13 protein-coding genes are annotated in these 14,788 nt (G+C 58.0%); 6 read left to right on the forward strand and 7 right to left on the reverse strand.

Going from position 1 to position 14,788, the window contains the following annotated elements:
* Positions 1-66: 66 nt before the first annotated feature.
* The 5 genes from trpC to C3Z11_RS13565 all read right to left on the reverse strand — a co-directional run bounded on the left by trpC (position 67) and on the right by C3Z11_RS13565 (position 5,316).
* Positions 67-879, reverse strand: a complete 813-nt coding sequence (gene trpC / locus C3Z11_RS13545; RefSeq protein WP_106478472.1) for an indole-3-glycerol phosphate synthase TrpC — start codon at positions 877-879, stop codon at positions 67-69.
* Positions 879-1,910 carry an anthranilate phosphoribosyltransferase gene (trpD, locus tag C3Z11_RS13550; RefSeq protein ID WP_106478473.1) on the reverse strand — a complete coding sequence of 344 codons (1,032 nt, stop codon included), beginning with the start codon at positions 1,908-1,910 and terminating at the stop codon, positions 879-881. Before trpD ends, trpC begins: the two co-directional genes overlap by 1 nt.
* Positions 1,911-1,976: 66 nt before the next feature.
* A complete protein-coding gene (locus tag C3Z11_RS13555; RefSeq protein ID WP_106478474.1) occupies positions 1,977-2,606 on the reverse strand; it encodes an anthranilate synthase component II in 630 nt (209 codons plus the stop codon).
* Between the two features lie 304 nt (positions 2,607-2,910).
* On the reverse strand, positions 2,911-4,398 hold the full coding sequence (gene trpE / locus C3Z11_RS13560; protein ID WP_262927411.1) for an anthranilate synthase component I: 1,488 nt from the start codon (positions 4,396-4,398) through the stop codon (positions 2,911-2,913).
* 240 nt (positions 4,399-4,638) lie between these two features.
* Complete coding sequence (locus tag C3Z11_RS13565; protein ID WP_106478476.1) at positions 4,639-5,316, reverse strand: phosphoglycolate phosphatase; 678 nt, start codon at positions 5,314-5,316, stop codon at positions 4,639-4,641.
* A gap of 202 nt (positions 5,317-5,518) precedes the next feature.
* Here C3Z11_RS13565 and C3Z11_RS13570 point away from each other — a divergent pair, with 202 nt between their 5' ends.
* The 6 genes from C3Z11_RS13570 to C3Z11_RS13595 all read left to right on the forward strand — a co-directional run bounded on the left by C3Z11_RS13570 (position 5,519) and on the right by C3Z11_RS13595 (position 12,376).
* Complete coding sequence (locus tag C3Z11_RS13570; protein ID WP_106478477.1) at positions 5,519-6,817, forward strand: NAD(P)/FAD-dependent oxidoreductase; 1,299 nt, start codon at positions 5,519-5,521, stop codon at positions 6,815-6,817.
* Positions 6,818-7,068: 251 nt separating this feature from the next.
* Positions 7,069-8,130: a LacI family DNA-binding transcriptional regulator gene (locus C3Z11_RS13575; RefSeq protein WP_262927395.1), complete on the forward strand. Its 1,062-nt coding sequence runs from the start codon at positions 7,069-7,071 to the stop codon at positions 8,128-8,130.
* Between the two features lie 100 nt (positions 8,131-8,230).
* Positions 8,231-9,049: a sugar phosphate isomerase/epimerase family protein gene (locus C3Z11_RS13580; protein ID WP_106478478.1), complete on the forward strand. Its 819-nt coding sequence runs from the start codon at positions 8,231-8,233 to the stop codon at positions 9,047-9,049.
* Positions 9,046-9,999, forward strand: a complete 954-nt coding sequence (locus tag C3Z11_RS13585) for a sugar kinase (protein ID WP_106478479.1) — start codon at positions 9,046-9,048, stop codon at positions 9,997-9,999. The genes C3Z11_RS13580 and C3Z11_RS13585 overlap by 4 nt, the downstream gene beginning before the upstream one ends.
* Positions 10,000-10,058: 59 nt before the next feature.
* Complete coding sequence (locus C3Z11_RS13590) at positions 10,059-11,357, forward strand: MFS transporter (RefSeq protein WP_262927396.1); 1,299 nt, start codon at positions 10,059-10,061, stop codon at positions 11,355-11,357.
* Positions 11,358-11,392: 35 nt separating this feature from the next.
* Complete coding sequence (locus C3Z11_RS13595) at positions 11,393-12,376, forward strand: 2-hydroxyacid dehydrogenase (RefSeq protein WP_106478480.1); 984 nt, start codon at positions 11,393-11,395, stop codon at positions 12,374-12,376.
* Positions 12,377-12,498: 122 nt separating this feature from the next.
* Here C3Z11_RS13595 and C3Z11_RS13600 read toward each other — a convergent pair whose 3' ends face one another.
* Both C3Z11_RS13600 and C3Z11_RS13605 read right to left on the reverse strand, forming a co-directional pair.
* Entirely contained in the window at positions 12,499-12,912 is a 414-nt protein-coding gene (locus C3Z11_RS13600) for a (R)-mandelonitrile lyase (protein WP_106478481.1), read from the reverse strand.
* An 83-nt stretch (positions 12,913-12,995) separates the two neighbouring features.
* Positions 12,996-14,780: a GMC family oxidoreductase gene (locus C3Z11_RS13605; RefSeq protein ID WP_106478482.1), complete on the reverse strand. Its 1,785-nt coding sequence runs from the start codon at positions 14,778-14,780 to the stop codon at positions 12,996-12,998.
* Between the last annotated feature and the right edge of the window lie 8 nt (positions 14,781-14,788).

A 14,788-nucleotide genomic window follows, 5' to 3' on the forward strand; every position in this document is an offset into this window, starting at 1 on the left:
ACGCGCCCAATGGGCGCGTTTTATGCTGAGAGCAACGCATTGTGAGCAGCGATGCTGCTGATACGATTAGAAGAAAAGTTCGCGCAGCGCCTGACCTGGCTCTTCCTCACGCATGAAGCGCTCGCCGACCAGGAAGGCGTTGACATGGTGGGCACGCATACGTTCCACATCCTCGCGGCGGGTTATGCCTGATTCGGTCACCACCGTGACACCTCTAGGCACTTGCGCCAGCAAACGAAATGTGGTCTCAAGCGTGGTATCAAACGTACGCAGATCACGATTGTTAATGCCCACCAGGCTCAGGTCGAGCGCCAGCGCCCGCTCCAACTCCGGCTCATCGTGTACCTCAACCAGCACGTCCATGCCCAGCGCCTGTGCCTGCTGATGCAGGTCCTTCATCAGGACGTCGTCGAGAGCGGCAACGATAAGCAAAATGCAGTCGGCCCCCATCGCGCGGGCTTCGAAAACCTGATAGGGATCGACCATAAAATCCTTGCGCAGCACGGGCAGGTTGCACGCCTCACGCGCCGCGATCAGGAAGTCTTCGCTGCCCTGAAAGAAATCAACATCAGTCAACACCGAAAGACAGGCCGCACCGCCCGCTTCATAACTTGTCGCGATCGCTGAAGGGTTGAAATCTTCCCGAATGATGCCTTTAGACGGTGACGCACGTTTAACCTCGGCGATCACGGCGGGGTCACCATCGGCGATACGCTTATCAAGCGCTGCAACAAAGCCACGCGGCATATCAGCCATTTCGGCGTTGATACGCATTTGGGTATCAGTGATCAAGGCGCGCCGCGCGGCGATCTCATCATGCTTGCGATCAATAATCGTGTTCAGGATCGTTGGCAACTCGTTCATGCCTTTCTCGCTCATTATCTGTCTCGCTCGGCACACATACGGGTAAAGTCGGCAAGTTCCGTCATTTTTTCAAAGGCACGCTTGGAAGCCATCGTCTCTTGGGCCAATGTCACACCGTCCTGAAGGGATGCGGCGACATCAGCCGCATACAGCGCAGCGCCAGCATTAAGTGCAACCATGTCCATGGCCGGGCCGGGCTCGCCCTTGAGCGCCGACGTTACCAGGCGCAAGCTGTCCGTTGCTGTCTTTACTTTCAGGGATTCAAGAGAATGGCGTTCGATACCCAGCTGTTCGGGGGTAATGTCGTATTCGACGATTTCTCCTTCCTTGAGCTCGGTCACATGCGTGGGCGAGGCCAAAGATATCTCATCAAGACCTTCCGCAGAATTGACCACCAGAACATGGCGGCTCCCCAGGCGTTTTAATGCATTGGCCATGATCGGCAGTAGCGCCTTGTCATAGACCCCCAGCAGTTGATGCGCCACACCCGCCGGATTGGTCAAAGGACCAAGAACATTGAAGATGGTGCGTACGCCCAGGTCGCGGCGTGGCCCAACCGCATAGCGCATTGCCTTGTGATGCACCGGTGCGAACATGAAGCCGACGCCGACTTCTTCGATGCAGCGCCCGACCAGTTCAGGTGCGAGATCAAGTGTTATGCCTGCGGCTTCAAGCAGATCGGCAGAGCCTGCCGAAGAGGAGACACCACGATTGCCATGCTTGGCGACACGCCCCCCGGCCGCTGCCACTACGAAACTGGCCGCAGTGGAGACGTTGAACAGGTTAGCGCCGTCACCGCCGGTACCCACGATATCGACGACATGATCGCCACTGACCTTCACCTTCAACATCAGCTCACGCATGACCTGCGCAGCCGCTGTAATCTCCTCGGCGCTCTCACCTTTCATCGCCAAGGCAACCAGAAAACCTCCGATCTGCGCCTCGCTGGCCTCACCGGTCATGATCATTTGCATGACCGCGTGCATCTCATCGTAATCGAGATGGCGATGCTTCAGCAGGGCACCAATGGCTTCTTTCATCTGCATGAGCGTTCCCTTTCCCTTACCGCTTCAAATCCGGCCTTTAAAGCGGCCGAAGGGTGTCAATTTCTATTAACGCACCAGTTCGGCTTCAGCGGCATCAGCGTGCTGTTGCCCTACTCCGCGCTTTAGAAAGTTAGCCAACAGCTCATGCCCTTGACGCGAAAGAATCGATTCGGGATGGAACTGCACGCCTTCGATGTCCAACGTCTTGTGGCGCAGGCCCATGATCACACCAGGTGTAACATCGTCGTCGACAGTCGCCGCGGTGACCTCAAGGCAGTCAGGCAAGGTTTCACTATCAACAATCAATGAGTGGTAGCGCGTTACCTCGAGCGGACCGTCAAGCCCTTCGAATACACCCTTATTGGTGTGGCTAATCATTGAGGTCTTACCATGCATAACTTTCGGGGCGCGTATCACGCGACCGCCGTAAACCTGCCCGATCGCCTGATGACCGAGGCAAACGCCAAGAATGGGCACACGGCCGGCGAAGCGGCGAATCGCTTCCATCGAAATGCCGGCTTCATTGGGCGTACACGGCCCCGGTGAGATGACTAGGTGCGTAAACTCACGCTGCTCAAGGTCATCAATAGTCAGCGTGTCATTACGTACCGTATCGACCTCGGCTCCAAGCTCACCCAGATACTGGACGATGTTGAAAGTAAAACTGTCGTAATTATCAATCATCAAAACAGACATGGCGATAATCCTTTGAAATATAAATACTTTAAGTTGTCAATTTCGCGTTATTAACCAGCATGTCATCCAGAATGGTCTCAATGCTTATCGTCTACGTTTGAGAAAGGCCAGACGCAAAAAAGCCGCCCTCATAGCGTGGCGGCTTTCCACTTTCGAGACAAGCGTGGACGCCGCGCTTAGTTAGCGCGCCACCACTGCAGGCTCAAGTTTTGGGGTACCGGTATATTCATAGCCTAGATACTGCTGTCAGGAGGTCATCATGTCAAGGCAGCGCGCCTTTAAGGGCGCACTGCCTTGAGAGATATCAGTCGAGGTTATCAAGCCCCTTCTCGGCCATCGCCACGGCGCGGAACATGGCACGACGCTTGTTAAGCGTTTCCTGCCACTCAAGTTCCGGGTCCGAATCGGCGACGATGCCACCGCCGGCCTGAACGTGCAATTGACCATCCTTGATGACAGCGGTGCGGATGGCGATCGCCATATCCATGTTGCCCTGCCAGGATAGATAACCAACCGCGCCGGAATAAATGCCGCGCTTGACCGGTTCAAGCTCGTCGATCACTTCAAGAGCACGAATCTTCGGCGCGCCGGACAATGTACCCGCCGGGAAGGTGGCCCGCAGAACATCGATCGGCCCCAACCCTTCCTTGATGCGCCCGGTGACATTGGAAACGATATGCATGACGTGTGAATAACGCTCAATAGCCATCTTGTCGGTCAATTCGACCGTACCATCACGGCTAATCCGACCAACGTCGTTGCGGCCCAGGTCGATCAGCATGACATGCTCGGCGATCTCTTTGGGGTCAGAGAGTAAATCGTCTTCCAGCGCCTTGTCTTCTTCTTCATTACGGCCCCGATGTCGCGTGCCGGCAATCGGGCGCAGCGTGATTTCATCATGCTCAAGGCGTGCCAGAATTTCCGGCGAGGCGCCAACAACGTGATGGTCGTCCAGGTTGAAGAAAAACATGTACGGCGAAGGATTGAGGCTGCGCAGCGCCCGGTAGAGATCGAGCGGCGGCGCCGTAAAGGGAATCGACATGCGCTGTGATGGCACGCACTGCATCAGATCGCCGGCGAAGATATATTCCTTGATCTGACCTACCGCATCTTTGTAGCCCTGCTCAGTGAAGCTGGCGAAAAAATCGTTCTCGCCAATATTGCTCCGCCCTGTGCCCGGGCTTGTTGCAGACAACGTCATTGCACGCAGTTGCTGCTCAAGCACACCAAGACGCTCAAGGGCCCCTGAATAGCTATTTTCTTCACGAGGATCAGCATGGACCAGCAGTGATAGTCGCCCTGAAAGATTGTCAAAAACCACCAGCTCTTCAGCGACCATGAGCAGAATATCAGGAACATCGATCGGGTCAGGCTTTTCAACCCCACGCAACCGCGGCTCGATATAGCGAATCGTGTCGTAGCCGAAATAGCCCACCAGACCGCCATCAAAGCGCATCGTATCTTCCGACGCGGGTGCCTTGAAACGCTGACGGAACTGCTCGATCCAGCTCAGCGGATCATCGGCTTCAGTGGCGCCGACCTGTTCGCCATCCATGAAGTGGCGCACAACATGCCCCCGCACTTCGATACGTTCCCGGCATGGCAAACCGATGATCGAATAGCGTCCCCACTTTTCGCCACCCTGCACGGACTCAAGCAGGAACGTCCAGGGCGCATTGGCCAGCTTCAGATAGGTGGAAAGCGGTGTATCAAGATCAGCCAGAACTTCGCGGCTAACAGGAATACGGTTGTACCCTGCTTCGGCCAACTCGGCGAAGCGCTCGTATGTCATCATGCCAAAGGTCTCTAATCGCAAGCTTGAGGGGAGTTACGCCGTCTATCGCGCATCCTATGCCCTTTCACTCAGGGCCGGGGAAATGCATCACCATCGCCAGCGCTTTACTTCGCGCATCAGCGCATGAACCTTTTTATGGGCCAATGACATGACATATCCGTGAATGGATTAAAAATCAAAGGGTATAAAGGCCAGAAAAATATAGTGCCTGTTGGCCAGACATAAAGATTTTTTACCCTAAACGAGTTCCTTAAGCGTTTCAACCATCCAATCCGGGCGACTATCGGCCACCGGCTCGCCGTGATTGTAGCCGTAAGGCACGGCCAATGTACGAAAGCCAGCAGCTTGACCGGCGAGTACATCATTTTTGGAGTCGCCAATCATCAGGCACTGCGCAGCTGGTATATCGAAACGCTCGGCTGCAAAAAGAAGCGGTGCAGGATGCGGTTTTTTCTCATTGAGAGAATCGCCGCCGAGCGTCATTGCGAAAACATCGTCAAGTTCCAACGCTTCAAGAATCGGCGCAATGAACAGTTTCGGCTTATTGGTGATCAGTATCTGAGTGATGCCTCGCGCATGTTGCGCACTCAGGCACTCCTCTACGCCCGGGTAACAGACAGTTCGTTCGCAGGGCGCCTGAGCATAATAATGCAGAAAACGATCATGCACGGCGTCAAGCGCGGCCTGATCGAAGGGAAGACAAAGGCCACGCGCTACTGCATCGACAAGTGCACGCTCGATCAGTTTACGAGAGCCGTTGCCGACCCAGGTGCGTACACGCTCTATCCCGGCAGGCGGCATATTGCGCTCCTCCAGCGCCAGATCGACCGCAGCAGCAAGATCAGGCGCGGAATCGACCAGCGTGCCGTCGAGGTCATAGGCGATCAGGCGAATATCGTATAAAGCGGGATGCATTACGGTGTCCTTGGCAGTTTCAAGAGTGAATCTGGGGCATGGTGGCCAGCAGTTAAATGGCCTCACCTGTTGAAGTTGAGCATTGCGACTAACGTCTAATCCATTCTATCGTCTCGTCAGCACGAGCCGTCAGCATATAAACTAGCCTGATCAAATTACTCAATTTTTATTCGCTTGATCTCACTTCAGCCATGGAGCATACATGAACCCTCCCCGCATCGTAGTGGTAGGCGGCGGCGCAGGTGGCCTTGAATTGGTTACCCGACTCGGCCGCAAGCTTGGCCTGCGAAAGCGCGCCGAAATCGTGCTGGTTGACCGCAACACCACCCACATCTGGAAGCCACTGCTCCACGAAGTGGCCACCGGCGTGCTCGATTCCAGTCTCGATGAACTCTCCTATCAGGGCCACTCCAGCACCCACGGTTATCGTTACCAGCTCGGCACACTTTCCGGTCTGGACCGCGAACAGCGCCGTATCACCCTCGCCCCGATTCACGATGAAAAAGGCCTGCCCGTCCTGGCCGAGCGCACGCTTGAATATGATTATCTCGTGCTATCGCTGGGGAGTGTCTCGAACGATTTCGGCACGCCCGGCGTGGCCGATCACTGTTATTTCCTCGATAGCGTCAAGCAAGCTGAAGCCTTCCGCAAGGCAATGCTTAACACCTTTTTACGTTACGGTGACCCCGGGCATCACGAGCGCTCCCATCTTTCGGTCGCCATCGTTGGCGGCGGCGCTACCGGCGTCGAGCTATCTGCTGAGCTTCTCAATGCCACACAGATGCTCAAGAGTTACGGTTATTCCGAGATTGATCGCAACCAACTGAAGATTCACCTGATTGAGGCCGCGCCGCGCATTCTGCCGGCATTGCCGGAGCGCATCGGCAATGCCGCACGCAAGGAGCTGGAAAAGCTCGGCGTCGAAATTCACGTCAACACCAAGATCACCACGGCCGATGACAAGGGCTTTACCACTGCAGATGGTTCGCGTCTCGACGCCGATCTGACCGTGTGGGCCGCCGGCGTGCGCGGCCCTTCGGTCCTGTCCGAACTAGGCCTTTCGACGCGCCCCAACCATCAGGTCAAGGTGCATCAGACGATGCAGAGCATCGATGATGAGCGCATCTTTGCGCTGGGCGATTGCGCCGCCTGCCCACAGCCCGGCGACAAGATGGTGCCACCACGTGCCCAGGCCGCCCATCAACAGGCCAACCATCTTTACAAGAATCTCGTTGCCATGCTCGAAGGCAAGCCATTACAAGATTTCAATTACCGCGACATGGGCTCGCTGATTTCGCTGGCGCACTTCGATGCGGTAGGTAGCTTGATGCACGGCGCCTCCGCTCGCGGTCTCTTCATTGAAGGCATGCTAGCCAAGCTCTTCTACGCCTCGCTTTATCGCCTGCACCAAAAAGCGATCTACGGCGCCACGCGGACGGCGCTCAAAATCGTCGTTGACCGGCTCAACAACTGGTTACGCCCCAAGATGAAGCTGCACTGAGCACCCGCTCTTTGTTTCAGCTAGCCGCCCGTGCCAATGGTACGGGCAATTTTTGCCCTACAGTCATGCCCTGCTTGGCAGTGGACGTCATCTCCTTTCTTCCCTTTCAGTCGTAGACGCTGTAGTCCTGCGACACACCTTCCTGCCATTGTCCAATTTGCTAACGTCGGTCGTCTCTCTAAAGTAGCTCTGGAACCGTTACCAAACCAGCTGTAGCGAACAGGCACCAACGCAGCAAGGCGACCACACGCATGCCATCTTCGGAAATGCCAGACAAGTCAGTTCGGGCCACGCCAGGCCGCGCCAAGCGGACGACCATCCATGAAGTCGCCAAGGACGCGCGCGTGTCGAAGACCAGCGTGTCGCGTTATCTCGGTGAAGAGCGCAAGTTGCTCTCCGACGATCTGCGCGAACGCATTGAGGCGTCGATCAAGAGGCTGGGCTTCAAGCCTGACCGTATCGCCAGCAGCATGCGGGGCCGTCGGACTCGGCTGATTGGCATGGTGGTCGCCGACATGCTCAACCCCTACACCGTGGCGATGATGCATGGTGCTGAAACGGCCTGTCGCGAGCAGGGCTATTCCTTAGTGGTATGCAATACCGACCGTGACGACGAGCTTGAGCGTCGTCATCTTGATGTTCTGCGCGCCTATAGCGTCGAAGGCCTGATCGTCAACACGCAAGGACGCAACGTCGACATGCTTCAAGAGTTGAGTAACGAAGGCCTGCCGATGGTGATGGTGGACCGCCGCGTATCTGAGCTCAATGTCGACATGGTAGGCCTCGACAATCATCACGCTGTCAGCCTTGCCACGTCTCACCTGCTCGACCAGGGCTACCGGGACATCCTGCTGATCAGCGAGCCCATCGCCGGTATCAGTACGCGTCAGGAACGCAGTAACGGCTTTCAGTACGCCTTGCAGGCCTGCCAAGATGCGCACGGCGACATTATTGAAGTCGCGTTAACCACCCCAGACGCCCTTACAGAGGCACTCAAGCACTTTATGCAGCGTCCCGGGGCCGGTCCAAAAGCCTTGCTCAGCGCCAATGGGGTAGTCACCACTCATATCTGCCACGTGTTGAGGCGTCACGACAGCATCTCCTTTGACACGCTGGGACTCATTGGCATCGATGAACTCGACTGGTGCGCCCTGCTCGACCCGGGCATTTCAACGGTAGCGCAGCCAACGCAGCACATCGGACAGGCCGCCGTCGACCAGCTTCTGGCACGCCTGAGCATGTCAACTCGCCCCATTCAGCATCAGCTATTTGAAGGTTCACTCAACATCCGCGGTTCGACGCGTGCTCGATGAGCATCGTCGAGCCACTAAAAAAAGCGTTATGGAACCGTTCCCATAACCATATGCCAGTAAAAATAAAGATCGTCCCATCAAGGCGGTCGGGAGAGACAACATGACAGTACCCGTAGTGATCTGCACCTCGGCGTTTGGCGCCGAGGTGGTACGTCAGCGCGGCCAGGGGCATTTCGCGATGGCCATCGCACAGGCAGGCGCCGAAGGCATTGAAATTCGTGAGGAGCTATTCACGGATCAGGACCGTCCCAGTGAAGCGCTGGGGGCCCGTCTCCATGATACCGGCCTGCTCTGCATTTATTCCTCGACACTTAAGCTCTTTGAAGACAGCGGCACACTCAACATGACGCTGGCAGACGAACTGGCAATAGCCGAGGCGTTACACGCACGCTATATCAAGGTCTCACTTGGCCAGTTCCCGCTCGCCCCCGAAGAGGCTACCGCAGCTGTCCAGGCACTTGGCGCGACGCTTGAGCATAGCCCTATCACGTTGTTGATAGAGAACGACCAAACGCTAAGCGGTGGACGAATCGCCCCGCTCAAACAATGCCTAGATGCCTGCCGCGCTCAGGATATCGATATTGCCATGACCTTTGATGTTGGCAACTGGTACTGGACCGGTAATGACCCGCTGGAGGCCGCTAGAACGCTCGGGAAGTTCGTTGCCTATGTCCATTGCAAGGGCGTCGAAACGAGCATCACTGCGCACGGTAAGCAGCTGGCCGCACGAGTTCCGGATGACACCGATATGAACGCCTGGTCCAGCCTATGGCAGCATTTCCCCGCAAAATGCCTGCGGGCGATCGAGTTCCCATTGATTGCTGATGACGACGCCACACTCATTGTTCATGCTCAGCAGCAGATCGAGCGGCTGCGTGAATTAGGACAATACATGGCCGATCAGGAGGACATCGCATGACGCTCACTCACGACGTCGCCGCCTTTGGCGAGACGATGGCCATGTTCGTGGCCACCGAATGCGGTGATCTCGATCAGGTCACCCACTTCAGCAAACGCATCGCCGGCGCCGACAGCAATGTCGCGATCGGTCTTTCACGACTCGGCCTGCGTGTCGCCTGGCTGTCCCGGGTCGGTGACGACAGTCTGGGGCGCTTCATTCTTGCCACGCTTGCTGAGGAGGGACTCGACTGCTCGCACGTGCGCATCGATTCTGAGCATCCGACCGGCTTTCAGCTCAAGGAGCGCCGTGACGACGGGCTCGACCCGCGTGTCGAATATTTCCGCCGCGGTTCGGCGGCGAGCCATCTGTCGCTCGACGATTTCGACCCGGAGCTTTTTCTCGGCGCACGCCATCTGCATTGCACCGGCATTCCACCCGCCCTCGGCGAGCACGTGCGCGAGCTGTCACGCCACGCCATGCAGATGATGCGCGCAGCAGGTCGCAGCGTGTCGTTTGATACCAACCTGCGCCCCGGACTATGGCCGGATCAGGCGACTATGATCCGCGAAGTCAACAGTCTCGCGGCGCTGGCCGGCTGGGTATTGCCCGGCATCGACGAAGGTCGCCTATTGACCGGCCGGGAGACACCCGAGGCGATCGCCGATTTCTATCTTGAGCGCGGCGTCGGTGAGGTCATCGTCAAGCTCGGCGCCGAAGGTGCCTTCTACAAGAGCGCCACGGAGCGTTTCCACACGCCCTGCGCCAAGGTCGAGCGCGTCGTCGACACGGTCGGTGCCGGTGACGGCTTCGCCAGTGGCTTCATCAGCGCCCGGCTCGAAGGGCTCGGCGCACGCGACGCCGTGACACGCGGCACCCTGGTCGGCGCCTGCGCCATTCAGGTTGCTGGCGACATGGAAGGGCTTCCCACCCGCATCGAACTCGATGCACTCATCAGCACGCAGCAATAGTAACCACTGACGTCCATTCGCTCTGACGGAGCACGCCAGGGACGTCGAGGAGAAAAATCATGACGCGCAATACCAGCATCACGTCTGCAGCGCTGCCCAAACGGCGCTGGTGGTACATCATCCCGATCGTTTTCATCACCTACAGCCTGGCCTATGTCGACCGCGCCAACTTCGGCTTTGCAGCGGCGGCGGGCATGGCGGACGACCTGAACATCACCCCGGCGATTTCATCGCTGCTGGGCTCGCTGTTTTTCCTCGGCTATTTCTTTTTCCAGATTCCCGGCACCATCTATGCCGAAAAACGCAGCGCCAAACGGCTGATCTTCTGGTGCCTGATCAGTTGGAGCCTGCTGGCCACGCTGACCGGGATCGTGCCCAACGTCTCCGCCCTGATCGTGATCCGCTTCATGCTCGGCGTCACCGAAGCCGCAGTGATGCCGGCAATGCTGGTCTATCTAAGTCACTGGTTCACCCAAGGCGAGCGCTCGCGCGCTAATACCTTCCTGATCCTTGGCAATCCGGTGACGATTCTGTGGATGTCGGTGCTGTCAGGCTACATCATCAGCAATGCCGACTGGCGCTGGATGTTCATCATCGAGGGCGCACCGGGCATCATCTGGGCGTTCTGCTGGTGGTTTCTGGTCGACGACAAGCCGGAACAGGCCAAGTGGCTGAGTCGGGAACAGAAGGATTCGCTGGAAGCCGCCTTTCAGGAAGAGCAACGCGGCCTCAAGCCGGTACGCAACTATCGTGAAGCCTTCCGTCAGCCGCAGGTGATTCTGCTATGCCTGCAGTATTTCTCCTGGAGCATCGGCGTCTACGGTTTCGTGCTATGGCTGCCGTCGATCCTCAAGGAGGCCGGGCAGCTCAATATCGTCGAGGCCGGCTGGCTCTCTGCACTGCCCTACCTAGCCGCCGTGATCGGTATGCTCGCTGTCTCTTGGGGATCGGACAAGCTGCGCAACCGCCGTCTGTTCGTGTGGCCGCCGCTACTGATCGCCGGATTCTCCTTTGCCGGCTCCTACATGCTGGGCGCCGATCATTTCTGGTGGTCTTACACGCTATTGGTCATCGCCGGCTTCGGCCTTTACGCACCCTATGGCCCCTTCTTCGCGATCATTCCCGAGATTCTGCCGCGCAACGTCGCCGGTGGCGCCATCGCCCTGATCAACTCGCTCGGCGCGCTGGGCGGCTTCATCGGTTCCTACGGCGTGGGTTATCTCAATGGCCTGACCGGTACGCCTGCGGTATCGTACATGTGCATGTCCGGGGCGCTGTTCATCGCCGCAATACTGACCATGTTCGCACGCCCTGCCAGTGAAAAAGGATCGCCAGCGCCCATGCCCCGCCACGCATGAGCCTGCTTACAATAATCGAAGACAAGGAGTCGTAAATGGCCAAGCATGTAATGATCTACCGGCGCGGGCTGCCCGAAGCGCTGCTCGAGCGTCTCAAGGAACACTTCGAGATCGAGGATTTCAGCCATCTCGAGAGCCCGCTTGATGACGAGCAATTCAAGCAGGCACTGACCCGCGTCCACGGCATGATCGGCGCCAGCGTCAAGCTCGACCGCAGCGTGCTCGAAACGGCCGACAAGCTCGAAGCGATATCGAGCATCTCGGTCGGCGTCGACAACTACGATATCGACTTTCTCAACGAACGCGGCATCGTGCTGTGCCACACCCCGGACGTATTGACCGAGACCACTGCGGATACTGCCTTCGCACTGATTCTCGCCAGCGCACGACGGGTGGTGGAACTGGCCGAGTACGTCAAGAGCGGCGAGTGGGACAAGAGCCTCGAAGAACCGCTGTTCGGCGTCGACGTGCAGGGCAAGAAGCTCGGCATCGTCGGTATGGGCCGTATCGGTGCGGCGATTGCGCGACGCGGCAGGTTCGGCTTCAACATGGAAGTGAGCTACCACAACCGCTCGCGCCACGAGCAGTACGAACGCGAGATCGGCGCAACCTACAAGGAGCTCGACGCGCTGCTGCGCGACAGCGATTTTGTCTGCGTCACCGTACCGCTATCGAAGAATACCGAGAAGATGTTCGGCAAACGTGAGTTCGAGCTGATGGGCAGCAACACGATTTTCGTTAACATCTCACGCGGTCAGGTAGTCGACGAGGAGGCACTGATCGAGGCGCTGCAAAACGGCACTATCCTCGGCGCCGGACTTGATGTGTTCGTCAAGGAGCCGCTGCCCAAGGATTCGCCGCTGCCCAAGCTGAAAAACGTCGTTGCCCTGCCCCACATCGGCTCGGCCACCCACGAGACGCGCTACGCGATGGCGGAGCTGGCCGTCGATAATCTGATCGCTGCGCTCAACGGTGACAAGCCCAAGGCGCCCTACAATTGGGACGACACCAAAAAGTAGCGGCTACGGCATTCGCATCCTGCCGTCATGCATGTCAAAAGAACCCCGCCTCGTGCGGGGTTCGTTCGTTTTATGCTCGTGCCAGGAATGCCTGATTCGCCGCGTTAAACCCTGCGGGGCGCTCAGCCAACCTGACCAGAGTGGCCGAGGTAATCCTCATCGGTCACTTTCTCCAGCCACGTGACTCGTGAGCCATCCTGCGCTTCAGCGATGGCGATATGAGTCATCGCGGTGGTGTCGGTCGCGCCGTGCCAGTGCTTCTCGCCCGGTTCGAACCAGACCACGTCGCCGGGTCGAATCTCCTCCCGCTCACCGCCCTCGCGCTGAGCCCAACCGAGCCCTGCGGTCACGATCACGGTCTGGCCAAGCGGGTGGGTGTGCCAGGCGGTGCGCGCGCCGGGCTCGAAGGTCACGGTGACACCGCCGACCCGAGCGGGCTCGGTGGTCTGGAAAGGCGCGTCGAGGCGGACGGTGCCGGTGAAATAGTCTGCCGGTCCTGGCGTGGACGGCTTGGAGCCGTTGCGCTGAATATCCATGCGTTTTCTCCTGTAAGGCTGTCGGGGCGCCGCTGGGCCAGACAGAGACGCTTTTCAAGCATGTATTTCAACTGCGCCCCGCTTCAAGCCGACATCAGCGGTCCGGGATTTTTCAGGTACTGCTCCCGGATCGCCTTCGCCGACCAATAGGTCAGCGCAGCGACCGTACCGGTGGGGTTGTGCTGCATATTCTGCGGGAAGGCGTTGGCGCCCATCACGAACACGTTGTGTACGTCCCAGCTCTGCAGATAGCGATTGAGCGCCGAGGTCGAGGGATCGGTGCCCATGATCGCGCCGCCGACGTTGTGGGTCGACTGGTAGTGGCGCGTATCGTAATGATCACCGAAGTTCTTGAAACCTTCGACATGGCTGCGCGGATTGAGCTCGCGCACGATCTCGAGCATCCGTTCGCGCATGAAACGGGTCATGCGGATGTCGTTGTCGTGCCAGTCCAGCGTCATGCGCAGCAGCGGGTCGCCGTTGGGGTCTCTGTAGTTGGGATCAAGGCTGAGATAGCAGTCGCGATAGGCCATGTTGGTTCCCGTCGTGCCCATCGACATCGAGTGGCCATAGTTATCCTTGACCGCTTTCTTCCAGCCGCTGCCCCATTTGGGCGCATCGCCCGGTGTCGGGGTATTGCTGATCGGTGCGCCGCTGCCCTGTGCCGTATAGATGTACGAACCGCCGATAAAGCCATGACGGGCAGAATCGAACGTATCGGGACTGAAATCATCGATCACCTGGCCGTTGGCGCCGGCGGCAACAAAGGGATTGAACTCGATATCGTCGAAGAACATATCGATCGAGCCAGTCATCTGATAGGAGTAGTTACGCCCGACTACGCCGGTGTTGGCTACCGGGTCATAGGGTTTGCCGATGCCGGAAAGCAGCAGCAGGCGCACATTATTGAGCGCATAGGACGCGACGATCACCAGCTCGGCCGGCTGAAACACCCTGTTGCCGTCGCCGTCGATATAGGTGACACCGGTCGCCTTCTTGCCGTCGCTGTCGAGTTCGACGCGGGTGACTTCGCAGTTGGTGCGATAGGCGAAATTCTCGCGCCGCTTGAGCGCATCGAGAATGCAAGTCTGCGGTGACGATTTGGAATAGTTGAGACACCCATATTTGCTGCAGAAACCGCAGAAATTACACGGCCCGAGCTGCATGCCGTAAGGATTCTTCCACGCCTGCGACACATTGGCCGAAGGATAGGGATAAGGGTGCCAGCCCAGATTCTTGGTGGCTTGGGCAAACAGCGCATTGTTGTAGGTCCCCGGCAGCGGCGGCAGCGGATAAGGATTCGCTCGCGGCCCCTCAAACGGATTGCCGCCCTCGATGAGCTGGCCGTTGATATTGCCGGCCTGGCCCGAAATGCCGCATACCTTTTCGAAGAAATCGTAGTGCGGTTCGAGCTCCTCGTAGCTGACGCCATAATCCTGAATCGTCATGTCATCGGGCAGAAAGCCCTTGTCGAAGTGCTCGTCAGCGAAGCTCTTGAGCTTGAGTTCGACCGGTGTGGCGCGGTAAAGCACGCCGGTCCAATGCACCCCCGCACCACCGACCCCGTCGCCGGGCAGAAACGAGGTCAGATAACGGTTGGGCAACGCCGTCTCGTTGAGATTGCGCCGAATCGTGATGGCCGCCTGCGATGGGCGCTGCATCATTTCCATGCGCACTCCATAGGCGAGTTCGTCGGCGGGCTTGGGATAGGTGAAATCGGCGTTGGTACGGTCATTGCCACGCTCCAGCGCTAACACGTTCAAGCCCGCATCGGTCAACTCCATACCCATGATCGAACCGGTCCAGCCGAGCCCTACGATGACGGCATCAACCGGCTCTTTTCTGATAACAGTACTATTGCTCGCCATGTTTTCCC

The organism is Phytohalomonas tamaricis, assembly GCF_003012345.1.
Lineage (GTDB): Bacteria > Pseudomonadota > Gammaproteobacteria > Pseudomonadales > Halomonadaceae > Phytohalomonas > Phytohalomonas tamaricis.

Excerpts from the sequence above, each read along its gene's own strand:
- C3Z11_RS13575 (WP_262927395.1), top strand. The coding sequence starts at position 7,069 with ATGCCATCTTCGGAAATGCCAGACAAGTCAGTTCGGGCCACGCCAGGC.
- trpD (WP_106478473.1), bottom strand. The coding sequence starts at position 1,910 with ATGCAGATGAAAGAAGCCATTGGTGCCCTGCTGAAGCATCGCCATCTC.
- C3Z11_RS13590 (WP_262927396.1), top strand. The coding sequence starts at position 10,059 with ATGACGCGCAATACCAGCATCACGTCTGCAGCGCTGCCCAAACGGCGC.
- C3Z11_RS13555 (WP_106478474.1), bottom strand. The coding sequence starts at position 2,606 with ATGTCTGTTTTGATGATTGATAATTACGACAGTTTTACTTTCAACATC.
- trpC (WP_106478472.1), bottom strand. The coding sequence starts at position 879 with ATGAGCGAGAAAGGCATGAACGAGTTGCCAACGATCCTGAACACGATT.
- C3Z11_RS13570 (WP_106478477.1), top strand. The coding sequence starts at position 5,519 with ATGAACCCTCCCCGCATCGTAGTGGTAGGCGGCGGCGCAGGTGGCCTT.
- C3Z11_RS13595 (WP_106478480.1), top strand. The coding sequence starts at position 11,393 with ATGGCCAAGCATGTAATGATCTACCGGCGCGGGCTGCCCGAAGCGCTG.
- C3Z11_RS13600 (WP_106478481.1), bottom strand. The coding sequence starts at position 12,912 with ATGGATATTCAGCGCAACGGCTCCAAGCCGTCCACGCCAGGACCGGCA.
- C3Z11_RS13605 (WP_106478482.1), bottom strand. The coding sequence starts at position 14,780 with ATGGCGAGCAATAGTACTGTTATCAGAAAAGAGCCGGTTGATGCCGTC.
- C3Z11_RS13580 (WP_106478478.1), top strand. The coding sequence starts at position 8,231 with ATGACAGTACCCGTAGTGATCTGCACCTCGGCGTTTGGCGCCGAGGTG.
- trpE (WP_262927411.1), bottom strand. The coding sequence starts at position 4,398 with ATGACATACGAGCGCTTCGCCGAGTTGGCCGAAGCAGGGTACAACCGT.
- C3Z11_RS13565 (WP_106478476.1), bottom strand. The coding sequence starts at position 5,316 with ATGCATCCCGCTTTATACGATATTCGCCTGATCGCCTATGACCTCGAC.
- C3Z11_RS13585 (WP_106478479.1), top strand. The coding sequence starts at position 9,046 with ATGACGCTCACTCACGACGTCGCCGCCTTTGGCGAGACGATGGCCATG.